This window comes from Moorena sp. SIO1F2, assembly GCF_010672755.1.
Lineage (GTDB): Bacteria > Cyanobacteriota > Cyanobacteriia > Cyanobacteriales > Coleofasciculaceae > Moorena.
In genome coordinates, this window is sequence record NZ_JAAHFV010000003.1 from 25,197 (window position 1) to 49,383 (window position 24,187).

A 24,187-nucleotide genomic window follows, 5' to 3' on the forward strand; every position below is an offset into this window, starting at 1 on the left:
CCCACCCCACGGTCGAGGTGGGGTGTGGCCTTATTTAATTAATTGGGCAAATGTTCACTAAACTCATCTAGGGAGTTAACCGTTAATGCTGTGGCCATCAACTCTTCTAATTGTTCGAGAGTTAAGGCTTGAATTCTGACGGATATCTCGACAGGAATCTCTGAAAATCGCAGTTTAAGGATGCGCTCTAAACTCCCTCGACGTTCTTGTTGGATGCCTTGTTCAATCCCTTGTTCAATCCCTTGTTCAATCCCTTGTTCAATCCCTTGTTCAATCCCTTGAGCAAGACCCTCTTGTAAAATCTCTTGATACCAGGGTGATTCTCGTAATACTGTCATATCCCACCTCATGATTTGTTGAATTAAAGGTATCTCTAGGACAAAGCTAGCAAAAAAAGCTAACAACGGTTCTAGTTGATTCAAGGTTTGATCCGCTCGTAGCGCCTGCACCGCTGACCGCAATTTCGATTCACTACCACCTCCAAATAAGATTGGGACAAATGGAAATAGGGGAGGCAAAGGTTGTTCTAATACTAATTCAGCATCTACTTCCCAGAGATTAATTACCCGATAATCTTGACGCGCTTTTAATCCCATGAATTCCTTGTCGTAACAATCAACAATTGTGACTGTGGATGGGGGCGGCAAGATGTTAATTAATACTGGATAAGCGGATAGGTTGTATTTCTCCTCAGCTAAAGCCACATAATTGCGCATTCTCTGAGGCATGTTCTGGTCATAGCGTAGTTGTAATTCATTGAGAATCAGAAATTCCGAGTGTTCAGGACTAGACGCTTTTAGAATCACATCGCTTTCGCGACTAATCCATTGAAACTCAGCATCGAGTAACTGAGATGCCCGCACTTGGGGATTACCGGTTACCCATTGCACCCAAGCATTAGGAGCGAGACTGATTAAGCGTTTGCTACCAATATCTACAGGTTTTGCCATACAATACAATTGATCGAATCAAGACTAAATATTGAGTTACGCCCACCCCACGGTCGAGGTGGGGTGTGGCCTTATTTAATTAATTGGGCAAATGTTCACTAAACTCATCTAGGGAGTTAACCGTTAATGCTGTGGCCATCAACTCTTCTAATTGTTCGAGAGTTAAGGCTTGAATTCTGACGGATATCTCGACAGGAATCTCTGAAAATCGCAGTTTAAGGATGCGCTCTAAACTCCCTCGACGTTCTTGTTGGATGCCTTGTTCAATCCCTTGTTCAATCCCTTGTTCAATCCCTTGTTCAATCCCTTGTTCAATCCCTTGTTCAATCCCTTGTTCAATTCCTTGTTCAATGCCTTGTTGGATGCCTTGAGCAAGACCCTCTTGTAAAATCTCTTGATACCAGGGTGATTCTCGTAATACTGTCATATCCCACCTCATGATTTGTTGAATTAAAGGTATCTCTAGCACAAAACTAGCAAAGAACGCTAAGAGCGGTTCTAGTTGATTCAAGGTTTGATCTGCTCGTAAAGCCTGCACCGCTGACCGCAATTTTGATTCGCTACCACCTCCAAATAAGATTGGGACAAATGGAAATAGGGGAGGCAAAGGTTGTTCTAATACTAATTCCGCCTCTACTTCCCAGAGATTAATTACCCGATAATCTTGACGCGCCTTTAATCCCATAAATTCCCTGTCGTAACAGTCAACGATTGTGACTGTGGCTGGGGGCGGCAAGATGTTAATTAATACTGGATAAGCGGATAGGTTGTATTTTTCCTCAGCTAAAGCCACATAATTGCGCATTCTCTGAGGCATGTTCTGGTCATAGCGTAGTTGTAATTCATTGAGAATCAGAAATTCTTGATGTTCAGGACTAGAAGCTTTGACAATCACATCGCTTTCGCGACTAATCCATTGAAACTCAGCATCAAGTAACTGAGATGCCCGCACTTGGGGATTACCGGTTACCCATTGCACCCAAGCATTAGGAGCGAGACTGATTAGGCGTTTGCTACCAATATCTACAGGTTTTGCCATACAATACAATAGACTTCTTGCAGAAGTCGGGAACAGGGAATAGGGAACAGGGAACAGTGGACAAGAATTGACGTAAACACTATCATAAAAATACTTTTGCAAGAGGTCTAATTTACCAAATCAAGATTAATTACTGAGTTACATCCAGGACTATTTCTGGGGTTCAACTAAAATTTGATTAGTGAAGAGCTGGGCTTTTCAGACTTCCTAAACTTCCTGCTTCTTAAGATTCAACGTCATTAGACTCGCCGTCATTAGACTCGCCGTCTATAGGGTCTCCTAAATCGAAGATAATAATAAATTTTTGATCAGGCATCAGCCGTTTAAGGGCCTGCAAGTGACCCTCAGCATCAGAACGGTTGCGGAAACGACGAACAACCACCCGCTGCATGTCTTGATGCAGTCGCTCATGGGGGAAACCCCCAAGACCGCGCTGCATCGCTTTAGGCAATAGACGAATGATTGCCCATGGATATAGGCGTTGAGAGTACGACATAAAATATTAGGTATCTCCTTAACTGGGGCTCTAGAGCCAGCCGGAGACCCGGGAAAAATCAGCGGCTGGCTCTTACCGTGGAACGTTTTAGCGTCCACGGTATTTTTATTATAGCACAAAAAAACCTTGATTATAACATTTTGTGAAAACTTTTGTAACAAATTTGGGAGTAGGGAACAGGGAACAGGGAATCGGGAGTCGGGAGTGGGGAATCGGGAGTCGGGAATCGGGAGCAGGGAGTAGGGAGCAGGGAGTAGGGAGCAGGGAGTAGTGGAGTAGTGGAGTGGGGAAAAATCCTGTGTACCCAACTAATTAATTAGTTAATTTTTGTATATAACTATATGTGATGGGAGCTTGGAGCTGCTACGCGATTGACCTTTGGTCACGCTGCGCGATACTCCAAGCCGCTACGGGATTGGCCGTAGGCCACGCTACGCGATGCTCCTTTGGAGCCGCTACGCGATGCTCCTTTGGAGCCGCTACGCGAACGCATCCACCGAGTATCCTAAACTCTTCCGTTTCTTCCCGATTCCCGATTCCCGACTCCCGATTCCCGATTCCCGATTCCCAATTCTGAATTCTAAATTCTAAATTCTAAATTCTAAATTCCCTCAAGTTGTCAATTTTCCTTTTATCCATTAAAATAGTATTATCGGAATAGTTAAGGGAGAGTCCACTGATGAACAAGTGCGTTGGAACTACTGAAGCAGCATCTCTATTAGGAATTTCCTCTCGAAGATTGCGCCAACTCCTAGAGAAGGGTCGGGTCCGGGGTGCCTATAAAAGCGGGAAATTCTGGATTATTCCTCTGTTCAACCATTTGCCACAAATTACTAAAGGTAATCGTGGACCAAAGGGGAAATGGCGCACTAGTCGTCCGCCAGCTTTAGCGAAGATTAATGTCAATCGCAATCACATTGGCTCGAATATCAAGAAAAGTCCCAAAGACCGGAAGCCAGTGATTTCAGTAAAACGAAAGGGCACTAATCTCTACGGTAATGAGGTGGAAATCCTTGGTCCTTGTAAGATTGTTTATCAGCCGGATAATCCCCTTGATTGTGGTGCTCGTTTGTGGATTGACCCTGACTGCCGGACACAAGTGCCTCAAAGCCTGATTATGCCTGGGTGATGGGATGCAGGTTTTGAGGGGAAGGTCTCAGACAACTGGTAGAAAAGAGCGATTGACCTTTGCTCACGCTACGGGAAGGAGGTCTGAAAGGACACAAAACGGGCGGGACGAGGTAGGGAGATAGGGAGATAGGGAGATAGGGAGATAGGGAGATAGGGAGATAGGGAGATGGGGAGATAGGGAGATTGGGAGATAGGGAGATAGGGAGATAGGGAGATTGGCGGAAGAGAAAGTTGTACGTTTGAGCGCAACTTGGTATAAGTAAATTAGGGTATAAGTAAATTAGGCGAGAACTCCTTGTAATCGTTGCAATGTACGAGTATTCTCCTCAGGAGAGCCTACGGTGATCCGCAATCCTCCTCCAGTATGACGTATTAGGGTGCCTTGATCTTTCATAGCCTGAGTTACCTGAGTCAGGTCTTTGCTAGTAGACTCGTTGCCGGATTGTGCTAGACGCAGGTAGATGAAGTTAGAAGCACTTGGCCAAACCTGTAAGGCTGGATGTTCTGATAGGGCTTTTAGTAACTTATCTCGCTCAGCGATAATCTCAGGAATTGATGCTAGCAGAGTTTGTCTGTGATTGAGAGCGAGTATGGCAGCAGCTTGGGAAAAACTGGGTAAGTTGTAGGGTAAGCGAATTTTTTCGAGAGCAGCAATTAGTTCTGGGTGAGCGATGCTATAACCAACACGGTGAGTAGCTAAACGAAATGCTTTGGAAAATGTCCTCAATACTATCCAGTTGGGATGGTCGGCTAATTCTGAGACTACTGATGCTTGGCTGAATTCAAAGTAGGCTTCATCAATAACTACTAAAATAGTCTCTGTTAGACCACGTAGCCACTCTAATTCCTGGGGAGTCAAGGGGTTGGCGGTGGGAGAGTTAGGATGAACCACAAATACTACTCGTATTGGTGGTCCTTGGGTCGAGGTTTCTGTTACGGTCTGTTCAATGGCTGCTTGGGCATCGTCGATCTTGATTTGAAAGTTTTCTTCCCGACGCCCGACACTCACTACTGGTATTCCTAAGGTCTGTGCGAGTATAGAATACATCGAGAAGGTGGGATTAGCGATTAGGATCGAGCCTTCTCCTCCTAAGCAGGTGGCTATTAAAATAGAACGAATTAGTTCATCGGAACCGTTGCCTACGGAAATCTGGTTTGCTGTTACTACCTTTTCTAGGGCAGCCGATTCGTTAACGTATTCTGCGATCGCATTTTTGAGTTCCCCATGTCCACCATCGGGATATCGATTAGCTTCAATCAGCTGTTGATAGCTCCAAGCCAATTTTTCCTTTAACTCTGCTGGTAAGTCAAAGGGGCATTCATTGGTATCCAGGCGATCTAGGGGAACAGTTGATTCTGGTTTTTTCCCTTCCTCGCCCCCAGGATGAGGTGTGTAGGCGGTTAATTCGGATAGATCAGAGCGGATGAATTCTAGCATTATCAGTTCTGTGTTTTCGGTTTGCCTTTATACCTTTTAGCTTATTTTTTGTCAACAGGTGGATAGTGTATGGCTAGAAATGCTTTAGCCTCAGCCTGATCCTGAATCACCCTGTCTAGGGTGGCGTCTAAGAGTGCATCCAGAATTTCCCGATAGTGTGCTCCTGGCTTATAGCCTAACTTTCTGAGATCATTGCCATCCAGTGGCGCTTTAACATTCCTCCAAGTGGTGAGATACTGCCAAATGTTGCGTCGGATCCCTCTAGGACTATGCACCCCAATCAATACTAAGGTAGGTAATTTATACTCGCGCAACATGTGGACGATTTGACTCTTGAGCTGGCATGTTGGTAGAGATTCTAGGAAATCGGCTTGCAATCCCTCAAGTTTTTGAAGACGCTCAACACTGTCTACGGGCAACTGTAAATTCTTGGCCACCTTAACCCGTTCGTCTGGTGCTAGATCGGCAATTAATACTTCCAAACGCATCTGCCAGTGCCTTAAGGTTTGCTTTGGGTCAAATCTCTGTAGCCAGCGCCCAACCAAACGCACTCGCCACCATAATGGTTTATCTAGGGTCAGGGTAGGATGAAGACACTGCAACGCTCCCAATGAGGACAATAACTGCAATGCTGGTTGCCAGTAGGGGGCTTGCAACATATAGTTAAGTTCTGCTTTGAGTCGGGTTTGGAGTGCTGGTACTTTGGTGTTTTCGGCTAGGGTGCGCTGATATACCCCACTTTCAATGGCATAGTGGATATATTCCCTGGTTTGGGGTTCAATTTCAAATCCCAATCGCACCGCAAACCTTACCGCTCGATAGATTCGGGTTGGGTCTTCAATAAAGCTATTGGCGTGTAGGACTCGAATTTTATGCGATCGCAAATCTAACATACCCCCAAAAAAGTCCAACAGGGGCAATTGAGATTGGGGATTAACCTTTGTCAGCCTTGCCGCCATGGCGTTGATGGTAAAGTCTCGGCGGTAAAGGTCTTGACGAATGGAACTAGCTTCGACTTGAGGATTGGCGGCGGGATAAGGATAAAACTCGGTACGAGCAGTGGCAATATCTACACAAAGGGAGCCAAATGTCGGGTCATTATGCCATAGCAACGCAGCGGTTTGAAAAGACCCGTGTACTTCCAAGCGCACCTTACGGTAAATTTTCCGGAGTTCCTTGGCCAGGGTGACTCCTGCGATCGCATCCGCTGAGCGGTGAAAGCCATCGACAACCAAGTCTATATCATTTAGGAGTAGTGGCTTTTTCCCATCCGCTAGTAACAAGTCTCTGACAGCTCCCCCAACTAGGTAGAGATGCCAACCCCGCTCCTGAGCTTTCTCGGCAGCTATGGTCAGAAGTTCCCATAGGGGCGAAGCCAACAGAGGTTTGATGTTAGCTGGTTTCAGGTTAGCCGGTTTCAGGTTTGACCCATCAACCTTCAACTGCTTAACCTTCAACCTCGTATCTTCCTGAAACAGTTGCCGCAATACATCAGTGCGGGTCACAATCCCCATTAGTTGCCCATCCTCTAGAACGGGTAAACGCCCAATATCGTAAGTCACCATCAAGGACTGAATGTCTGCCATCGAGGTTTCCGGAGTAATGGTCTTAACATCCTTCGTCATGTAGCCCTTGACTGGGGCATGGCCAAAACCGTGGTGCAAGGCTAAATCCAGGTCTCTTCGAGAGATAATTCCCACCAGCTGGTCTAGTTGATCTACTACTGAAAGCCCCGAATGACCATAGCGCAACAAAATTCTCTGGGCTTCGTTAATCTTGGTATTGGGGCGAATGGTGCGCACGGGGGAGGACATTAAATCCCGAGCGGTCAGAGGTTGGGGAATTTGGTCTTTTAGTTGGTTGACCAGCTGCTCTAGGATTGTCTGGGCATCACAGTCTCGTAAGGTAACCGCAGCGGCTTGGGAATGTCCACCCCCTCCTAGGGGTTGCAACAACTGGTTCAAATCCGTCCCCTCAATTCGCGTCCGCCCAATTATAGTCAGCTTTGTAACTGAGGTTGACAGTTGTTCACCCTTGGCCTTCGAGTAGGGTAGGTTAGTGTCGGTTGAAGGTTGAAGGTTATTTGGTTGAAGGTTATTTGGTTGAAGGTTATTTGGTTGAAGGTTATTTGGTTGAAGGTTATTTGGTTGAAGGTTATTTGGTTGAAAGTTAGTCTGGGATTGAGTTTCAAGGTTATTTTGGCTTGGAGGTTGTATTTTGGAATTTTGCTTGTTATAATAATTTCCAGAACCTTCAACCGTTAAACCGCCAACCGGCAACGGTGAATAACCTTCAACCTGAAACCTTACAACTGGTAAATCTGCCGGTTGTAAGGTTTCCTCTTTTGACTTTCGTTTATACTCAGCCCCCAAAAGCAGGGCATCGCTTTCAGTTACTTCTAGTAAGCGTGATGCCAAACTGGATAAGCCAGGCAAATGCCCAGGAGTCTTGAGGAATACCCAAGAAATGGTGTAACCCAAGTGGGTTTGTCGCTGCAAAAGGTCTAGAGATTGCCTAAATAATTTTTCCAATTGAGGAGATAGCCCTGGCTCAACATACTGAGCTATCTGCCGCAGATTAGCTCCCTGCTCCATTAACCAGGTCAAAGCCGCCCCATCTCTTGGTGTTGTCTGGTCAAAGGTCAGGGAACCTGTATCGAGATGGATTCCCAATGCCATCACCGTGGCTTCAGCAGTAGTTAACTGGATTTGGGATTGCTGTAATTGCTCCACAATTAAGGTGGTGGTTGCTCCGACAGGTTCAATCTGTGTATAGGTAGCCGGGATATCAGTTTGGGGTACAGGATGATGGTCGTAAATTTCAATAGCCTTTAACTGTGGTAAGTCTAACCACTCAGCTGCTTTCCCTAAGCGATCGCGTTTTTGAGTATCTACAATAATTACGGAATTAATCTGAGCCAATTGTACAGAGCGGCGCTCGATCAGGGCATACTCATCCCGATGCAGTGCCAAAAAATCTCTTACAGCCGGATGAGTCCCCCCAGTTAGTACAGCTTTGGCTCCTGGCTTGAGGCGAGTCAGTCCTACAGCTGCTCCTAGGGCATCAAAGTCAACGGTGGTATGACACAAAATCAGATCCATAATGATTACCTTACCAATTCTCGCGGATTACGGCTACACATCAATTTCATCTGCCCATCTCCTCATCTCTCCCTTTTGACTTTGATTGATGCTATTAATCTATCAATAGTTTACACGGTTTTAACCCTTTATTCCCTATCCCTACACTCCCCACATTCCCCACACTCCTCGCACTCATCACCTGGATCGGAAAGTTCAAACTGCATTGATTGCAACAAATTTTGGCAGAAAAGGTAAAACCATCTGGTAAAATCTATAGTGCTTAGCTAGGCATTAGCCTGTTTTAAACAAGTTTTAGGAAAGTTTAGCGTCAAGGTATCAGCACAGAAAATGACTATTATATTCCAACTATTACTCACTGCCCTAGTCCTATTGTCATTTGTCTTGGTAGTCGGTGTACCAGTAGCTTATGCCACACCTCAGAACTGGGAGCAATCAAAACGCTTGCTTTGGCTTGGTTCAGGGGTCTGGGTGCTTCTAGTGCTTCTAGTCGGTGCCCTCAACTTTTTGGTGGTTTAGGTTATAATTGCCCTCAGCTAGACCTAAATTATTACTGTAATCAGCCTTTAGAACGATAGTCATGGCAGTTTTCGAGGGAAATTTTACGTCATCTACCTCCCTGAGGTTTGCGATTATCATTGGTCGCTTTAATGACCTAGTGACAGGTAAACTCTTAGAGGGGTGTAAAGATTGCTTAAAACGCCATGGCATTGATCCCAATCCCCAAGGTACTCAAGTTGACTATATTTGGGTACCGGGTAGCTTTGAAATTTCATTGATGGCTCGGCAAGCTGCTCTTAGCGGTCGTTATGATGCAGTGATTTGCTTGGGATCAGTGATTCGGGGTCAAACTCCCCATTTTGATTACGTCGCTGCTGAAGTAGCTAAGGGCATTGCTGCTGCCGGTTTTCAAACCGGGGTACCTGTTATTTTTGGTATTCTAACCGTAGATACCATGCAGCAAGCTCTAGAACGGGCGGGAATCAAGAGCAATAAAGGTTGGGATTATGCCATGAATGCCATAGAAATGGCTAACCTGATCCGGAGTTTTCGGGGTCAAGAGTCAATATTAGGCTATGAAGAGTCTGAGCAGGGAACTTTAGGCCAACAAACTCTACCATTCTCGACAAATTGGACAATTGCTTCAGAATCTGACCCTGATTCCTAACATATGAGTTAATCTTGGAACATTTTCCTAATTTTCTTGAATCTAAAAACTCAGTAGAAGGGGTTGACAAATTTTGGCGGATCTGACATACTAGAAGGAGATAAGTTGAGGTGCGGGTATAGCTCAGTGGTAGAGCGTCACCTTGCCAAGGTGAATGTCGCGCGTTCGAATCGCGTTACCCGCTTGCGAATAGTAAATAAACCTGTCAGACCTAGAGTAAGGGAACCTGAGGGAGGCTGTGTTAAGCTTAAGCATCCCACTTGATGCCAACCGTGGCAATGAATAAGCTTATATAATAGATGGGGACATGCTTGGCTTTGTAGTGTCCCTATATTTAATTAAATCAAGCAGCACTACCAACCAATTAAAGGTTTTTTGATAAACCTAACCACCTAGTTTAAGCCTAGGCAATTCCCGGTAATTTCTGGGATTGCCGACTAGGTTGCAGACTAAGGATTTGTTTCCTACGTTGTTTTGGTCAAGATACCCAAGGATGAACTCCAGTCCCTGGCTCTATCGTTAACCATTAAGGTGAAGGCAAATGTGTGGTTAACCTAACAAGCTATTACAACCTTGTCGAGGAAAACATTACCGAATTGAGATGCACTAAAAATGCAGAATTATGTATTTGTCATTGACACAAACAAACAACCATTAAACCCCATTCCACCAAAGAAGGCACGAAGGTTATTAGACAAAGGCAAAGCGGCGGTTTTTAGGATGTACCCTTTTACTATTATTTTGAAAACTGCGATTCTGCAAAGCCGACGCTGCGCGAACGAGAATCCTGTTGTTACCAACTGTCAACTAAAAATTGATCCTGGTAGCCAGGTCACTGGGTTTGCTCTAGTCCAAAACAATCAGGTTATTTGGGGAATGGAATTAGAGCACAGGGGAGGACTAATCAAGAAAAAACTAGAATCTAGAAGAGCTGTAAGACACCGAAGACGTAATCGCAATACCCGTTACAGAAAGCCAAGATTCCTTAACCGCAAACGTTCAGAGGGCTGGCTTCCACCTAGTTTAGAGCATAGGATTTTGACTATTGAGACTTGGGTAAAACGATTAATCAAATTTTGTCCGGTTAACGAGATTTGGATCGAAAGAGTTAAATTTGATGCTCAAAAGATGCAGAATCCTGAAATCAGCGGCGTTGAGTACCAGCAAGGTGAGCGACGCGGATATGAGGTGAGAGAGTACTTACTAGAAAAATGGGGAAGGGAATGCACTTACTGCGGTAAACAATCCGTACCATTGCAAATCGAACACATTCACCCAAAGTCTAAGGGAGGAAGTAATCGGGTGAGCAATCTTTGTCTAGCCTGCGAGAAATGTAATCAACGGAAAGGTAATAAACCAATAGAAGAGTTTTTGAACAAGAAACCAAGCTTACTTCAGAAAATCAAGACCAAAGCCAAACAACCATTGAAAGATGCAGCGGCAGTCAATGCAACTCGCCAAAAATTAGTAAAAGTGCTTCGAGCAATCAAGTCTGTGGTTACTGGAACCGGAGCACAAACCAAGTACAACCGGACTAAGTTAGGTTTTCCTAAAGAGCATTGGATTGACGCTGCCTGTGTTGGGGATATTGAGCCTTTATGGTTAAGGACAAATCAACCACTATTAGTTACCTGCAAAGGGCAGGGAGGTAGACAGAAGGCAGCGCTCAATAAGTATGGCTATCCCATTAGGCACAACCCATTAAAGCCGATTAAGGGCTGGTGCAGTGGAGATATAGCCAAGAATGTGTTAACCGGTGAGTTTGGAAGAGTCAACCCTAGGAGTAAAAGCAATTCTTTCAATTACACAGTTCCAGGGAAAAAGGCCGTGAGCTTACACGTTAAAAATTTGACTAAAGTCCATAAAAAAGATGGATACGTTTACAACTTTTGCAAATAAATACCAGGAATTACCTGGGAATAATCGTCCTATCCCATCCAGATGTCTTTTGGTTTTTAATAACGCTTGTGCAATCTCAAAAAGGTCAAAAGATTGACTTAAACTCTGAGTATCCCTGCCCTTGTCGGCGTCGGGGTCATTTAGTGCCAATTACACTGACAGAAGCCCTTGGCTGCCATCGCTGTCAGCAAATTTTTGTGGTAGACGAAAGTGGTTATGTGATTGAGCAACTATCCACCCACTACCCCTATAAAAAAGCTTGGCGTTGGACAGGACATCGTTGGAATACAATCCATGGTAGTCTTGGGGAAAGCTACTTACCTGTAGCGTTGGGTATTGTATTAGTTCTGCTGATTGTCTGGTTGCCTTTGGCACTTCACTCCCAAAAAGGGCCAGGTATCATAGTCTGGGCATTACTGGCAGTACTGCTAGCAGTACTTCCGGCTATGATGGTTTGGCTAGCTTACCGGCGTTAATAAACAATGAACACAGACTCTGGGAGCAAGGCCTCGAAGTTACATGATTTAATGGCCAGTGTCCACCATGCTTCTCGGGCATTGGCAAACACCAAGGGAGAAGAGCGCTCTCGTGGCATCGAGGCCATGGCTCAAGGAATGCGAAATTCCTTTGATGATATTTTGGAAGCTAACACCCTAGATCTGGAAACCAGTAGGGACATGGCAGTGCCAGACCTAATTTTGGACTGGCTGAAGCTAACACCAGAAAGGCTACAGATGGCTATCGGGATCCTGGAAAGGATTGGAAAGTTATCTGATCCAATCCGGCGGGTAATGAACGCTTCCTATCAAACTGACCAATCTCAGACCTACTGTCAGCTAATGCCGTTGGGAGTGATTGCTCTAATTTATGAGGCATTCCCTGAACTAGGTGCAATTGCCGCAGGCTTTTGTCTCAAAACTGGTAACTCCCTGATTCTCAAAGGCAGTAGCGAAGCCAGTCAATCTAACCAGGTGATTGCTCAAGCGTTGCAAAATGCTTTGGATGAGGTCGGTTTGCCAACGGGATGTCTGGAACTATTCCCCTCTGGACAGGGAGCTTCGATTCGGGATTTGGTCACTCAAAATCCATATCTGAATTTGGTAATTCCCCACGGACGACCAACCCTGCTCAAGCAGGTGATCCAGCAATCAACTGCACCAGTTTTGCAATCGGCCATTGGTAACTGCTACCTTTACTGGTCTGCTAATGGTAACGTCGATCTGCTTAGGCATATGGTTTTAGATAGCCACGCCAGTCAGCCGGATCCCGTCAATGCTATTGAAAAAATTCTGATTAATCAGAATCAAAAAACCTCTGCCTTAGTTACCCTGTTGAACAACCTCAAGGAAAACGGTTTTGAACTCAGAGGTGATGCCAATCTAGTGGCTAAGTTTCCTGAACAATTGACCTTGGCAGCAGAATCCGAGTGGGGTCAAGCCTACTTGACCAAAACTATTGCGTTGAAAGTGGTAGATTCTATAGAATCAGGCATTGCTTGGATTAATCAATATAGTAGTGGTCATGCTGACTGCCTGGTGACAGATTCTTATCAGGAAAGCCGTCAGTTTGCCTTAGGTGTAGATAGTGCATCGGTTTACATTAATTCTTCACCAAGATTTTCACGGAATCCGCAACCAGGAGACTCCGTGTTTCTAGGTATGTCTAATCAAAAAGGACATTCTCGCGGCATGATTAGCCTGGAGACTCTCACTACCCTTAAACACGTAGTTCAGGGTAATGGGCAGTTTTAGGCGTTGGTCATTTGACCATTGGCTGCTCTTAAGCGGGAGGGGATCAATCGATCCATCCAGTATTCCAAATAGGCTCGATTTTCCTCAAGTTCAGCAGGATCCGTGGTATCCATCGGATGAGGTGCTAGCCCCAAAATCGCAGCTGTAGTGACACAAAACATAGATTTCTGGAAAGTTTGGCAAATTTTGACCCGCAAGTCAATTTCACCCCGATGCGATCGCATAAAAAAATCGCTGAGATACTTGGGTAGATAATGCCTCATATCCTGCATCAGCAATGTCGGTGGAATTCCAGCACCACCAATAGGCAATGGGTCAGCATACAATGCGCCATAGGTAAATCGGGTTTGATCTGGGGAAATCTGGTAGGCTTGGGCATTCAGAGATACTGTCCCCAGAAAGGGTGTTCCCCGGAAGAAAATTGCCTCTACATAGGGTACTCCTGTATCAGACAAGAAAGTCAAACCAACCGATTCGGGAATAATCTCATACCTTTGAGCGCCAATCTGAGGGGCATAGGTAATGGGTTTGTTTGCTGCTGCGACTAACCCTGCTTTAATATGGTCTACTACTTGGGGAATCGACTTAATTTCCCCTTCGTCATAGCCCTGAGATAGGGACATGAATATATCACTCATCACCCGCCAGAATTGCCCTAATCCACTGGTATAGGCAAGCATTCGCACTTGTTCGGGCAGGAATTCAGGAAATAGCTTGTTCATTCCCAGCATCAAGGGATTGCTCTTAAACTTTGCCTGAATTGCTTCGGCACATCGCTGCTCAAATTCATCGGTATCGAGATGAGTATCTAAGCCCCCACCACCGTGCCATAACATCGAGCGCATACAGTATTCAGCGTACTCAAAGTTAATTCGGTCGTGCCACCAATGACGTAAAAGCTTTGAGAATGAAATGTCGCCATTGAAGTATTTAAAGAAGGGAAAAAATACTAAAAATTGATGATCTGCAGTGTAGATAAGATTGCGGGAGTAAGCATCTAAAACAATGCCGTAGCTGTGAAGTATACCGACTACTTCCATCAGGTTTTCTGGGGAATCCGATAGCAGGGCACTACCAGTTTGTAGTCGCTTTATATACTCCTCTAAGGGATGCTTTCGTTTGGTTTTCTGGCTAACTACCATAATAATTAGGGTGAAGGGTGAAGGGTGAAGGGTGAAGGGTGAAGGTTGTTGAAGGTTATCTGTCAAAATGTAGAATGAAGAATGCAGAATGTAGAATTCTAAATTCTAAATTCTAAATTCTAAATTCTAAATTCTAAATTCTAAATTCTAAATTCTAAATTCTAAATTCTACATTTCGGCCAAGCTACGCGAACAACCTGTTAACCTTCAACTATTGCTTGATACATTCACAGCTACATTCGGTGGTGTCGTTACCAAAGTTGCTGTGATCGGTTCACTTAAATTAAGTAACCATCCTGGTTGTAGTCCCAGAACCACAATCAATAGTGCTAAAACCAGCCCTGGTAATTGTTCTGTGAACTTAACGGTTGGTAAATCAGTTAAATGGTTAGCCAGACGACCAAAGAAGGCTCCACCAACTAGTTGTAAAAAGTAAACAACCGTTAAACCGGTGCTGAGCATGCATAGGATAGTTGGGATTGGTAACACCTGGAGACTACCCCAGTAGACCAGAAACTCAGAGATAAATCCCACCATGCCAGGGATACCAGCACTAGCCATTACACCAAGCACTATCAAACTACCAACTACTGGCATACCCCGTTCCGGATTTAATAGACCATTGAGGATAGTGATATCCCGTGAGCCAGTTTTCTTATAAATGATACCGACTAATAAAAACAGTAGCGCTGATATTAAACCGTGACTGATCATATGCAAAACTGAGGCTACCAACGCTAGCTTAGTGGCAGCAGCAGCAGCTAACAGAATGTATGCCATGTGAGCGACAGAACTATATGCCACCATTTTTTTCATGTCTTTCTGGACAATGGCATTGAACGCTCCGTAAAGGGAACTCACTGCTGCCCAAATTCCCAACCAAGGTGCCAGAATTGTCCAAGGTTCCGGAAACAAACCTAAGCCAAACCGCAACAAACCATAGGTACCTAATTTCAGGAGTACACCAGCTAATAGAATTGAAACTGGGGTTGATGCTTCCACGTGGGCATCTGGCAACCAGGTATGGAATGGCACGAAGGGAATTTTAATTCCAAAGCCAATTAGAACTGCTCCTAAAAGAATTAATTGCTGAGCAACGGGTAGTAATGATGCCAGCTCCTTGGTCTCGGCGTAGCTAAAGCTAGAGGAACCAGTCAAAAACACTAGGCCCAGGAATGACGCTAAAACCAAGGCTCCGGAAAGGGCTGTGTAGAGGAGAAACTTGGTTGCAGCATAGCCTCTGCGCTTACCCCCCCAAATTGCAATCAACAAATATAGGGGAATCAGTTCCAGCTCATAGAAGATAAAAAACAGCAGTAAATCCTGAGCTAGGAAGGCACCGGCAACAGCGCCATTGATCAAGAGCATCAGAGCGTAATACAACCTAGGCCGAATGGTATTGGAATCTGTGCAATACAGGGCAATTGCGGTTAGCAGACCATTTAGGATAAGTAAGGGCAACGATAGACCATCTACCCCTAAACTATAGGTCAAACCGATTGCCTGAATCCAAGGAAGATTTTCCTGAAATTGTAGATTCACGTCACCGGGGTTAAACATGGTCATCAATATTACTGACCAGAGGAAAATACCACCAGTAACCACCAAGGCAATTTGACGAGCTGCTTTAGCGGTGACATTCCCGGGCCAAAACCCCACTATAGCGGCACTAAGTATTGGTACCAAAATCAAGGCACTCAACATAAATCGACCAGTCTCCTAATTATTTGTTTACTAACTGTTCTTATCGGGTTGTTTATTTGCAGGTTGTTTGGTTGAAGGTTGTTTGGTTGAAGGTTGAAGGTTGAAGGTTGAAGGTTGTTTGGTTGAAGGTTGTTTGGTTGAAGGTTGAAGGTTGTTTGGTTGAAGGTTGTTTGGGGTTGAAGGTTGTTTGGTTGAAGGTTGAAGGTTGAAGGTTGTTTGGGGTTGAAGGTTCAACAGTCAAAGGGCTAACCTTGGCCAAAAGGCCACGCGTGCGCGTTCAACCTGCTAACTTTCAACCTGCTAACCTTCAACGGGCTAACCTTGGCCAAAAGGCCACGCGTGCGCGTTCAACCTGCTAACTTTCAACCTGCTAACTTTCAACGGGCTAACCTTGGCCAAAAGGCCACGCGTGCGCGTTCAACCTGCTAACCTTCAACCTGCTAACCTTGGCCAAAAGGCCACGCGTGCGCGTTCAACTAATCACCTATCAACAAAGACCACTGCTCCAAAGACCACTGACTCCAAGACCACTGATTCAAGGGCCAAGTGATGAAGATTGCTAATAAGCTGATTCCTAAAAGGATAGTCAGTACATAAAACTGTGATTTACCAGAAACGCTGTATTTTAGGCTTTGACCACTAAATACTGTTCCTAAACCAACCAGATTGACTAAGCCATCAACGATATATCTATCCACCCAAGCTGTAATGTTAGAAAATAAGCGAACAGCAAACACGATGGTGTAACGATACAGTTCGTCTAGGTAAAAGTCATAGGCGAATAGGTCTTGGAACAATTTCAACGGCATCCGAATTGAGCGCGACCAGGTTCTGGGTAGGTAAATTAAAGCCCCTGTAGTGCAACCTACGACACTAGAGATTATCAAGCTTACCTCGGCTAGGAGATTGAGATCCTCCCATTCCGATAGCAATTCCATCGGACGTATTAGCACTGGTACCAGCAATGTCAGTATGGTTAACGCTACCATTGGTAAGGCCATAGCCCACGGTACTTCTGGTGCTCGACGGGTCTTCGCTTGGGGTTTCCCTAGGAAAACTAGCCGAAACACCCGGACTAAACCTAAGGCAGTAACTGCGTTAACGAAGAGAAAGGGTATGACCAGAAGAGGGGCATCAAACCAAAAGGCGTTAATCCCTTCACTCATTGCCCAAAAGCCACCCAGGGGGAAAAGTCCAATCAGACCAACCATACCCACGGCAAAGGCAGTGCTAGTAGCGGGCATTTTTGACCCTAAGCCCCCCAATTCAGCTAAATTTTGGTTATTGGTGTTGAAGATTACCCCCCCGATGCTCATAAACATCAAGGCTTTAGCAAAGGCATGGGCAACCAGTAAAATCACACCAATATCAGCGCGCTGCATTCCAACCGCGATAAATACTAAACCAATGTAAGCGCTGGTGGAATGGGAAAGCGATCGCTTAATATCGATTTGTGCGATCGCTACCATTGAGGTGCCTAGTGCTGTGATAGTACCAATAACTACTAACACCGATAAGGTCAACGGTGAGACCATGGTCACGATCGGCACCAGTTTAATCAGCACATAAGTACCACAAGTCACCACCAAGGAATTCCGCAGTACTGAAGCGGGATTGGGTCCCTCCATCGCCTCATCCAACCATAAATTCAAGGGGAATTGGGCACATTTACCAATTGGACCAGCAATCAAAGCCAATCCCAGTAAGTTACCCACTAGTGGCGGTAGATTAGCTGAATAAGCCCAGGTATACAAGTCTGAAAAGGTTAAGCTTCCCGCAAAGGTTGCTAAGCTCACCACCCCAACTAGCAGCAATATATCTCCTACACGCTTGGTTAGAAAAGCATCTCGGGCAGCTTTGAGTGCTAAAGGCTGAGCGTACCAAAAACCCACAATGAGCAAAGTACACACCGTGAGCATCTCCAACAGAGCATAGGTCAGGAATAAGGAATTACTCAAGACAATTCCGATCAATGCCCCTTCAAAAAATCCCATCAGGGCAAAGAAGCGAGCTAATCCCCAATCTTTCTCCATATATCCGAGAGCATAGAGTTGCGCCAATAGACTTAGGCTGGTGATAAACTCCATTGCTGCAGTACTCACTGGTGAGACTTCCAGAACAAAGGATATGTCAATATCAGCAACCATTAGCCAGTGAAACTCTATCTCTTGCACCGCTTCCTGTAATGAAGCTTGGAAGATCAGCCAGCCATGAATGCAGGCGAAAAGTGTCATCAACAGGTTAAAGTAAGCCGCTGGTCTCGGTCCCGTACGACGCACTATTCCTGTTGCCCAGGGGATAGTTAAAAATGCCCCAATCCAACTGTAAATGGGAACTACCCAAATCGTCTGAGTAAGCAACTCAGTCATCACGCCTTGACCTCATCATTTCTGCAATCAATTAAATAAAAATCGGTACTAATTAGCCCAAACGTCTTTTTAAAGTGACGATTTTCCTCGGTTTACAGCTAATAATGTGGTGATTTGTCTTAAATCATTACTATTTTTACAACTTTATCAGTTAAGGGTTATCTTGGACATAATCCAGGCTTATTTTTTCCGAATATTTTTTTGATTATTACCATAAAACACTGCTTTTGGAATCATGACAAGTAACCTTTATAGAACCCATCAAGCTAACTTATTCAAGGTCAAGTCTGGCTTGACAACCGATCAAGCTAAGGGATTAAAGCTCAAATCAGGCTTGACAACCCATCTATCCACCCATCTATCCTTAGTCAGGTTAGAGCGACCCAGTTCCANCAACACCAGCGACCCGAGGCTGATCGTCACCATCAACAGGCCGGCGATGGGCAGCGCGTCTTCGCCGAGAGCGAAGGCGACGATGGCCAGCCCGGCGTTGCCGACGTTGCCCCACACGCTGCTGATCGAGACCGCAGCGACCAAGAGGTTCAAGAATAATTGTCAGAAGAAAGAGCAGGATTAGAGGAAATCCAAACAGAATGCAAGTTCGAGTTAGACTTGAGAAACTTGTTTGCCACTCAACTGCTTAATTCCAAAACTTACCATCTTAACTTCAATCTGTCTGGAGAATGGTGTACAGTTCACTATGCCTTAGGGGAAACTCACGATCACGATTGGGTAGTAGTAGCAACAATTAGTTATACTCTTTGAGGGAATCACAGGAGTGGGCGCGGGGAGATGGGGAGATGGGGAGATGGGGAGATGGGGAGATGGGGAGATGGGGAGATGGGGAGATGGGGAGATGGGGAGATGGGGAGTCAGATAAGCAACTGGAACTCCAAGAGCGCGCTCCATCGCTACTCCCTGCTCCCTGCTCCCTCTCTCACTATTGGTGATTTTTCATAACTATATTTTTCACAACTAGTTGAAAATTGTGATAAGATAGTTTTTGGAAAAAATTCAGGATTAATCAAAAGTTTACTCTCGGATAGTAGGGATTTATGGTAATAACTAAAACTTAGTTATTGTTAAAATATTTGCTTTTAACCGATTCCCGATTCCCGATTCCCGATTCCCGATTCCCGATTCCCGATTCCCGATTCCCGATTCCCTATTCCCTGTTCCCTATTCCCTAACGATATGCAAATTATATTTCGTGAGTTTAACCCATTTGATTTGTGGATTTGGATAGAATTTAGCACTGTTCCCTCCTATCGGGAAAAGGAATATGTGGAAGAATTGTTCAATTCCTGGTTTTTATTAGGGAAATTAGGAGGATTTGATGCAGAAAACCTACCGGTGCAAGAGGTTGGCCTAGAAATCAGCTACATGGAATATGATGATAGAGTAGCGGAAAAGAGTTTAATGGCCTTGATGCATAATCAGGGCGAGTTTGAGTATGAAGGCACTTGGGGGCGCTGCTGGTTTGATTTAGGAACTAGTGATGCGATCGCTCTTGATATTTTAATTAATTCTCTGCGGCAACTTGCCAAAGAATATGTGGAGATTGAAAAATTAATTATTGGTGGTGAAAACGACGATTGGCCAGTGTACGATCGGAGCAAATCAATGTTTTACGAATCTAATTCCAACTAATTCCTACTAATCACTTAGCAAATCGTCCCTGGATTTTTGGGTAAGGGTAATGGGTAATCGTCAAGTACCCATTACCCATTACCCATTACCCATTACCCATTAGCACTTAGACCAATTCAAGTAGGGTGGGCAAAGTAATCTAATCATTAATACTCATTTGAACCAAACTGTTTTTGCCCACCCTACAAGCTACAAGCTCAAGCAGATTAGAGATTAAACAGCCTCTAAATTCCTTTCTCCAGTCCTAATCCGGACAACTTGCTCAATGGGACTGATAAAAATTTTACCGTCGCCGATTTTACCGGTGTGAGCAGCAGTGAGAATTTTTTCTACTGCCATGTCAACTAAGCCATTTTCAACAACGACTTCTAGCTTTACCTTAGGAAGAAAGTCTACCCTGTACTTTGTACCGCGATACTGTTCAGTTTGACCTTTCTGTCGTCCAAATCCCCGAACTTCAGACACGGTCATGCCAACGATACCAGCATTGACTAAAGCGATTTTGACGTCTTCGAGCTTATAGGCTCGGATAATTGCCTCGATTTTTTGCATTTTCCCAGCCCCTTACTGGGGCTACCACTCCAATTGACTAAGACCAGCATGACAGATATACCACGAAAAATAAATTTTTCTGTAAAAAATAATACTTTTGTCATAGGTCATTTGTTAACGCCCATGTTCGTGCCTGCCTTGCTCACGGAGGATAAGGGAGAATCCCCATTTTTTCGTTTCACTTTTCCCATTTAACTTTTCCCGTTTAATTTTTATATAAATTCCCATCACTAGTGAGGTACACAGGTTTTTTTACCACTCCCTACTCCATTCCCCCCTTATTAAGGGGGGTTAGGGGGGATCCCTACTCCCTAAAACCCATAAATTTGTACCTCACCCAATTGAGAAGTGCTATATCTTCAATGAAATCCGAGTGCTAAAGCTCCCTGGTAAAATATCAAGCTAGCTACCCAAGCCAAGCCTAAGGAAAACACTAAGGAAAATAGGGTAAATTTCCATGATTTTGCCTCATTAAATAGGGTAACAATAGTAGTTAAACAGGGAGTGTAGATTAAGCAAAAGATACAAAAACTATATCCTTGGATAAATGTTACTGTATCAGTTATCTGCTGACTAACAGCCAGGGAGTTAAGTCCATAAATTACGGCTAAAGAGCCAATCACAATTTCTTTAGCAATAAAACCAAAAATTAGGGCTAGGGTTAAATGGGGATTAATACCAATGGGATTCATGATCGGACTTAAAAATTGTCCAATTTGCCCGCCAATGGTATCCAATCCTGTCGCTCCTGGAGGTAAATTCGTGATGAACCAAACGGCAACACAGCCAAAGGTAATAAACCCAGATGCTCGTTGCAAAAATTCTTTGACTTCTCCCCACCCTCTCAGTAAGACTTGTTTGATAGTCGGAATTCGGTAAGGGGGTAATTCTATAATAAAGGGTTCCTCGTTTTTAAAGACTCCTTGGAAAAGAGCAGCAGTGACAATGGCGGCTACAAAACTAAGTAGGTACAGGGAAAATAATACTAAAGCCCCGTTGCCATGGGGAAAGACAGCGGCAATGATAAAGACAAATACCTGGAGTCTGGCAGCACACAAAGCAAAAGGAATGACTAGCATAGTTAGCAGTCGCAAGGCTTGCGATCGCATAACTCTAGTTCCCATTAATGCTGGAACATTACAGCCAAATCCCATCATTTGCATCACAAAACTGCGACCATCTAACCCCAACCGTTCCATAAAGATATCCATTAAATAGGCAGAACGGGATAGGTAGCCACTATCTTCTAGAATTGCCATTAAGATAAAGAACAGCACAATTAATGGTACAAAGGAAGCAACGGTAGCTAAACCGTTCCAAATCCCATTAATCAAAAAGTCTTGAACCACTGTGGGTAAGGGTTGGATGACAGGCTCAATCATCGCACCTTGAATCCAGCCAGTCATATCATCCATCAGGTCTTGAGAGGGGAGTCCCACAGTCCAAACTACCCAAAATACCAGGAACATTCCTAAGAAAAACAAAGGTAATCCCAATATCGGATGCAGGAGTAACTTATCAATCCTGGCGGTTAAATTGACTGCCATCTCAGAGGGCATTTCTACCGCACCATTGAGGACTGAATCTATCTCTTTAGTGGAGATAGAGCTATGCTCAGATAAACGAGTTTTTAGATTATCTATATTAATCGATTGTTCTTGTGCCTTTAAAGTTTTAGAAATTTCTAGGTATGCCCTCATATAGCCGTCTCCGTATTTGGCACTAATGAGTAACACGGGCATATCCAAATTATCGGATAATAGTTCTGTGTTTATTTTAACTCCATATTGCTTAGCTTCATCAGCCATATTCAGCATCAAAACTGCCGGTAAACCTAGGGATTTTACCTGCAATGCTAAGCGAATTTGACTATCAATTTGGGAAGCATTGAGAACAAGAATAAATAGATCAACAGCAAAATTTTCTAAAAAGGTTTTAACAATTTTCTCATCATCAGAAAATCCCTTGAGGTCATAAATTCCTGGTAAATCTACGAATTCCGTAGGTTCGCCATTGAGTTGGACATTAGCTTGTAGTAGATCTACAGTAATGCCGGGCCAATTGCCAACGTGAGCAGTGGTACCTGTGATACGGTTAAAGAAGGTTGATTTGCCCGTGTTGGGCATTCCTAGCAAGGCAACTCGCTTAACCCCTTTGGATTCTTCAATGACGGCGGTGCTGGTATTGTGGCAAGAGGTCATAATGTTACTGCCAGATATTTGTTTAAGTTCTGCAGGCTATCGGGGGGCCTTGAACAGTAACGATTATATAGCAATATTTCCGATTACTATAGCAATACGCGCTTGGGTATTTACAAATAATGGTGAGGGATAAATTGCTACAAGCTTTGTCAAACTTGGCTTTTCTATTGCTAGCATGCCTCTTGCTAGCATGCCTCTTGCCTATTCCCAGCCCGTAGCGCTATGGCTATGAAAGCGAACGCTAAAGTATCGCTGATACAAATTGCAGCTAACCATGACTTGATTGTCTGACCAATTCACCAGTCCCATACTGTAAAGCTTAAATGCCTGTACCTGTTCCAAGGCCACTGGAACTTTTGCCCTAACCACTGCTTCAAAGGCTACGGCTAAATCAGGCTGAAGGTTCAAACGCACAGTTTGGTAACCCTGAGTTTCTGCATGAGCCAGAATCCTCACCATCAGGGATGTTTTCCCCATCTGTCTGGGTGCTTTAATATGAATAAAGGCTCCTGGTTTAACAATCTCTTCGTAACACCTGAATTCATAGGGGACTCGCTCGACATAAAATCGGGAAGCTAAAGGAACTCTTCCCTCTGGTAACTCCAACTGCTGCGATTGAGGATTGAGGATTTGGGATTGGGGATGGTTCGGAAAAGAAACATTTGATATCTGTTCAGTAGCTGTAGATTCCACCTTCCCTTTTTCGTAAGGCTCTAGTCCCTGTTTCAATACCCCAAGCAGCTCCTGAGTATGACTCGATTCTTGATTGACCTGTCGTCTTTCGAGTACACTACGAAAGTTGGTTTTACTAACTTTTTACCCTAGTGCCTCTGAGAACAGTTTCCATAATTTAGGGGCAACGGTCTGCTTGATATAACTTGCTGAATAGCCTAACTCTTGAGCGATATGGTCATAGGTTTTGCGTTGCCCTTGCCAGGATTTTTGCAAAACTGCTCTTTGGATATCACTGAGAGATTGCCCTGTGTTGGAAAACACTAATTGTTCCGCAAATCCTAATCCTTCCTGAATATCGATCAGGTATTGTAAGTTAAGCACTGCCATTTACTTTGCACCCTACATGATTCTTGGCGGCTAACCTGAGTGTGATATAACCATAGAAAACTGCTAGACTACCGGGTCAGTAATCAAAATTATGGGTAGACGCAAACCAAAAGATGATAGCCCTTTTGCTGAAATCCTAATTGCTTCGTTCTTTGGCTTCGCCTACTTCGTTATTCAAAATGATTAATGTCTCGATGGGGTAGGAGCTAGTCAAGAGTTCGGTGTGTTATATCAAATTCCGTTAGCCTACATCTTTAGTAAGGCTGACGAAAGTTTGCGATCGCGTAGCGTGGCCTACGGCCAATCGCGTTAGCTAAACGTATGATTTATGTGTAGGTTATGTATAATATTTCTTGAAGCCAAGCTAAACTCAATGGCACGCTCCAATTGCCCTGAGATTAAGCATGATAGCATGATCGCTTTAATACCAAAATCAAGCGAACGCGCCCCGCGTGGCCTACGGCCAATCGCTCTACTCCGACTCCACAAGGGATTGGCTTCATCGTTGCCAGGCTTTGCTGCTGTAGCACCATG

Annotated in this window: 25 protein-coding genes and 1 tRNA gene; 12 read left to right on the plus strand and 14 right to left on the minus strand. The window is 44.4% G+C overall.

Annotated features, from left to right (window positions below):
- Positions 1-38: 38 nt before the first annotated feature.
- The 3 genes from F6J94_RS00575 to F6J94_RS00585 form a co-directional block, all read right to left on the minus strand.
- The gene (locus tag F6J94_RS00575) at positions 39-950 is read right to left on the minus strand and encodes an Rpn family recombination-promoting nuclease/putative transposase (protein ID WP_293035861.1); all 912 of its coding nucleotides are present in this window, start codon (positions 948-950) and stop codon (positions 39-41) included.
- Positions 951-1,029: 79 nt separating this feature from the next.
- Positions 1,030-2,091: an Rpn family recombination-promoting nuclease/putative transposase gene (locus F6J94_RS00580; RefSeq protein ID WP_367142140.1), complete on the minus strand. Its 1,062-nt coding sequence runs from the start codon at positions 2,089-2,091 to the stop codon at positions 1,030-1,032.
- Positions 2,092-2,212: 121 nt separating this feature from the next.
- A complete protein-coding gene (locus F6J94_RS00585; protein ID WP_293035863.1) occupies positions 2,213-2,485 on the minus strand; it encodes a hypothetical protein in 273 nt (90 codons plus the stop codon).
- Positions 2,486-2,627: 142 nt separating this feature from the next.
- Here F6J94_RS00585 and F6J94_RS00590 point away from each other — a divergent pair, with 142 nt between their 5' ends.
- The 3 genes from F6J94_RS00590 to F6J94_RS00600 all read left to right on the plus strand — a co-directional run bounded on the left by F6J94_RS00590 (position 2,628) and on the right by F6J94_RS00600 (position 3,614).
- A complete protein-coding gene (locus tag F6J94_RS00590) occupies positions 2,628-2,756 on the plus strand; it encodes a hypothetical protein (RefSeq protein ID WP_293035865.1) in 129 nt (42 codons plus the stop codon).
- Between the two features lie 75 nt (positions 2,757-2,831).
- Positions 2,832-3,062 (plus strand): hypothetical protein, encoded by a 231-nt coding sequence (locus F6J94_RS00595; protein ID WP_293029790.1) that lies wholly within the window; start codon positions 2,832-2,834, stop codon positions 3,060-3,062.
- A gap of 102 nt (positions 3,063-3,164) precedes the next feature.
- On the plus strand, positions 3,165-3,614 hold the full coding sequence (locus F6J94_RS00600; RefSeq protein WP_293035867.1) for a helix-turn-helix domain-containing protein: 450 nt from the start codon (positions 3,165-3,167) through the stop codon (positions 3,612-3,614).
- 68 nt (positions 3,615-3,682) lie between these two features.
- On the opposite strand, the gene F6J94_RS00605 is transcribed toward F6J94_RS00600, so the two are convergent.
- The 3 genes from F6J94_RS00605 to F6J94_RS00615 are packed head-to-tail and all read right to left on the minus strand — an operon-like array spanning position 3,683 to position 8,155.
- A complete protein-coding gene (locus F6J94_RS00605; protein ID WP_293035869.1) occupies positions 3,683-3,865 on the minus strand; it encodes a hypothetical protein in 183 nt (60 codons plus the stop codon).
- A 31-nt stretch (positions 3,866-3,896) separates the two neighbouring features.
- Complete coding sequence (locus F6J94_RS00610; protein WP_293035871.1) at positions 3,897-5,054, minus strand: histidinol-phosphate transaminase; 1,158 nt, start codon at positions 5,052-5,054, stop codon at positions 3,897-3,899.
- A 41-nt stretch (positions 5,055-5,095) separates the two neighbouring features.
- Positions 5,096-8,155, minus strand: a complete 3,060-nt coding sequence (locus F6J94_RS00615) for a CBS domain-containing protein (RefSeq protein WP_293035873.1) — start codon at positions 8,153-8,155, stop codon at positions 5,096-5,098.
- 330 nt (positions 8,156-8,485) lie between these two features.
- Here F6J94_RS00615 and psbZ point away from each other — a divergent pair, with 330 nt between their 5' ends.
- The 6 genes from psbZ to F6J94_RS00645 all read left to right on the plus strand — a co-directional run bounded on the left by psbZ (position 8,486) and on the right by F6J94_RS00645 (position 12,973).
- Entirely contained in the window at positions 8,486-8,674 is a 189-nt protein-coding gene (gene psbZ / locus F6J94_RS00620; protein WP_070394766.1) for a photosystem II reaction center protein PsbZ, read from the plus strand.
- 61 nt (positions 8,675-8,735) lie between these two features.
- Positions 8,736-9,323, plus strand: coding sequence for a 6,7-dimethyl-8-ribityllumazine synthase (gene ribH / locus F6J94_RS00625; protein WP_293035875.1), 588 nt, complete (start codon positions 8,736-8,738; stop codon positions 9,321-9,323).
- 112 nt (positions 9,324-9,435) lie between these two features.
- A tRNA-Gly gene (locus tag F6J94_RS00630) sits at positions 9,436-9,507 on the plus strand.
- 428 nt (positions 9,508-9,935) lie between these two features.
- A complete protein-coding gene (gene iscB, locus F6J94_RS00635; RefSeq protein ID WP_293018935.1) occupies positions 9,936-11,222 on the plus strand; it encodes an RNA-guided endonuclease IscB in 1,287 nt (428 codons plus the stop codon).
- 68 nt (positions 11,223-11,290) lie between these two features.
- A complete protein-coding gene (locus tag F6J94_RS00640) occupies positions 11,291-11,698 on the plus strand; it encodes a hypothetical protein (RefSeq protein WP_293018933.1) in 408 nt (135 codons plus the stop codon).
- 6 nt (positions 11,699-11,704) lie between these two features.
- Entirely contained in the window at positions 11,705-12,973 is a 1,269-nt protein-coding gene (locus F6J94_RS00645; protein WP_293018932.1) for a glutamate-5-semialdehyde dehydrogenase, read from the plus strand.
- On the opposite strand, the gene F6J94_RS00650 is transcribed toward F6J94_RS00645, so the two are convergent.
- The 4 genes from F6J94_RS00650 to F6J94_RS00665 form a co-directional block, all read right to left on the minus strand.
- Entirely contained in the window at positions 12,970-14,115 is a 1,146-nt protein-coding gene (locus F6J94_RS00650) for a CO2 hydration protein (protein WP_293035939.1), read from the minus strand. The genes F6J94_RS00645 and F6J94_RS00650 overlap by 4 nt on opposite strands.
- A gap of 207 nt (positions 14,116-14,322) precedes the next feature.
- Positions 14,323-15,819, minus strand: coding sequence for an NADH-quinone oxidoreductase subunit M (locus F6J94_RS00655; RefSeq protein WP_293035877.1), 1,497 nt, complete (start codon positions 15,817-15,819; stop codon positions 14,323-14,325).
- Between the two features lie 30 nt (positions 15,820-15,849).
- Complete coding sequence (locus F6J94_RS00660) at positions 15,850-16,053, minus strand: hypothetical protein (protein WP_293035879.1); 204 nt, start codon at positions 16,051-16,053, stop codon at positions 15,850-15,852.
- Between the two features lie 242 nt (positions 16,054-16,295).
- A complete protein-coding gene (locus F6J94_RS00665) occupies positions 16,296-18,188 on the minus strand; it encodes an NAD(P)H-quinone oxidoreductase subunit F (protein ID WP_293035881.1) in 1,893 nt (630 codons plus the stop codon).
- A 552-nt stretch (positions 18,189-18,740) separates the two neighbouring features.
- On the opposite strand from F6J94_RS00665, the gene F6J94_RS00670 reads away from it, so the two are divergent.
- The 3 genes from F6J94_RS00670 to F6J94_RS00680 all read left to right on the plus strand — a co-directional run bounded on the left by F6J94_RS00670 (position 18,741) and on the right by F6J94_RS00680 (position 19,838).
- A complete protein-coding gene (locus tag F6J94_RS00670) occupies positions 18,741-18,953 on the plus strand; it encodes a hypothetical protein (protein ID WP_293035883.1) in 213 nt (70 codons plus the stop codon).
- A gap of 59 nt (positions 18,954-19,012) precedes the next feature.
- Complete coding sequence (locus F6J94_RS00675; protein WP_293035885.1) at positions 19,013-19,138, plus strand: hypothetical protein; 126 nt, start codon at positions 19,013-19,015, stop codon at positions 19,136-19,138.
- Between the two features lie 244 nt (positions 19,139-19,382).
- Complete coding sequence (locus tag F6J94_RS00680; protein ID WP_293017508.1) at positions 19,383-19,838, plus strand: DUF3531 family protein; 456 nt, start codon at positions 19,383-19,385, stop codon at positions 19,836-19,838.
- A gap of 213 nt (positions 19,839-20,051) precedes the next feature.
- On the opposite strand, the gene F6J94_RS00685 is transcribed toward F6J94_RS00680, so the two are convergent.
- From F6J94_RS00685 to F6J94_RS00705, 4 genes are all read right to left on the minus strand, one after another.
- Entirely contained in the window at positions 20,052-20,390 is a 339-nt protein-coding gene (locus F6J94_RS00685; RefSeq protein ID WP_293035887.1) for a P-II family nitrogen regulator, read from the minus strand.
- 359 nt (positions 20,391-20,749) lie between these two features.
- Positions 20,750-22,591: a ferrous iron transport protein B gene (feoB, locus tag F6J94_RS00690; protein ID WP_293035889.1), complete on the minus strand. Its 1,842-nt coding sequence runs from the start codon at positions 22,589-22,591 to the stop codon at positions 20,750-20,752.
- Positions 22,592-22,792: 201 nt separating this feature from the next.
- Positions 22,793-23,320, minus strand: coding sequence for an AAA-like domain-containing protein (locus F6J94_RS34055; protein WP_364305445.1), 528 nt, complete (start codon positions 23,318-23,320; stop codon positions 22,793-22,795).
- 87 nt (positions 23,321-23,407) lie between these two features.
- The gene (locus F6J94_RS00705; protein WP_293035891.1) at positions 23,408-23,653 is read right to left on the minus strand and encodes a sigma factor-like helix-turn-helix DNA-binding protein; all 246 of its coding nucleotides are present in this window, start codon (positions 23,651-23,653) and stop codon (positions 23,408-23,410) included.
- Positions 23,654-24,187 lie beyond the last annotated feature (534 nt).

Coding starts and splice junctions, on each gene's coding strand:
- F6J94_RS00655 (WP_293035877.1), bottom strand. CDS start 15,819: ATGTTGAGTGCCTTGATTTTGGTACCAATACTTAGTGCCGCTATAGTG.
- feoB (WP_293035889.1), bottom strand. CDS start 22,591: ATGACCTCTTGCCACAATACCAGCACCGCCGTCATTGAAGAATCCAAA.
- iscB (WP_293018935.1), top strand. CDS start 9,936: ATGCAGAATTATGTATTTGTCATTGACACAAACAAACAACCATTAAAC.
- F6J94_RS00680 (WP_293017508.1), top strand. CDS start 19,383: ATGCAAATTATATTTCGTGAGTTTAACCCATTTGATTTGTGGATTTGG.
- F6J94_RS00585 (WP_293035863.1), bottom strand. CDS start 2,485: ATGTCGTACTCTCAACGCCTATATCCATGGGCAATCATTCGTCTATTG.
- F6J94_RS00665 (WP_293035881.1), bottom strand. CDS start 18,188: ATGACTGAGTTGCTTACTCAGACGATTTGGGTAGTTCCCATTTACAGT.
- F6J94_RS00705 (WP_293035891.1), bottom strand. CDS start 23,653: ATGGCAGTGCTTAACTTACAATACCTGATCGATATTCAGGAAGGATTA.
- F6J94_RS00645 (WP_293018932.1), top strand. CDS start 11,705: ATGAACACAGACTCTGGGAGCAAGGCCTCGAAGTTACATGATTTAATG.
- psbZ (WP_070394766.1), top strand. CDS start 8,486: ATGACTATTATATTCCAACTATTACTCACTGCCCTAGTCCTATTGTCA.
- F6J94_RS00650 (WP_293035939.1), bottom strand. CDS start 14,115: ATGGTAGTTAGCCAGAAAACCAAACGAAAGCATCCCTTAGAGGAGTAT.
- F6J94_RS00685 (WP_293035887.1), bottom strand. CDS start 20,390: ATGCAAAAAATCGAGGCAATTATCCGAGCCTATAAGCTCGAAGACGTC.
- F6J94_RS00615 (WP_293035873.1), bottom strand. CDS start 8,155: ATGGATCTGATTTTGTGTCATACCACCGTTGACTTTGATGCCCTAGGA.
- F6J94_RS00600 (WP_293035867.1), top strand. CDS start 3,165: ATGAACAAGTGCGTTGGAACTACTGAAGCAGCATCTCTATTAGGAATT.
- F6J94_RS00595 (WP_293029790.1), top strand. CDS start 2,832: ATGGGAGCTTGGAGCTGCTACGCGATTGACCTTTGGTCACGCTGCGCG.
- F6J94_RS00610 (WP_293035871.1), bottom strand. CDS start 5,054: ATGCTAGAATTCATCCGCTCTGATCTATCCGAATTAACCGCCTACACA.
- ribH (WP_293035875.1), top strand. CDS start 8,736: ATGGCAGTTTTCGAGGGAAATTTTACGTCATCTACCTCCCTGAGGTTT.
- F6J94_RS00575 (WP_293035861.1), bottom strand. CDS start 950: ATGGCAAAACCTGTAGATATTGGTAGCAAACGCTTAATCAGTCTCGCT.
- F6J94_RS00675 (WP_293035885.1), top strand. CDS start 19,013: ATGGGGAGATGGGGAGATGGGGAGATGGGGAGATGGGGAGATGGGGAG.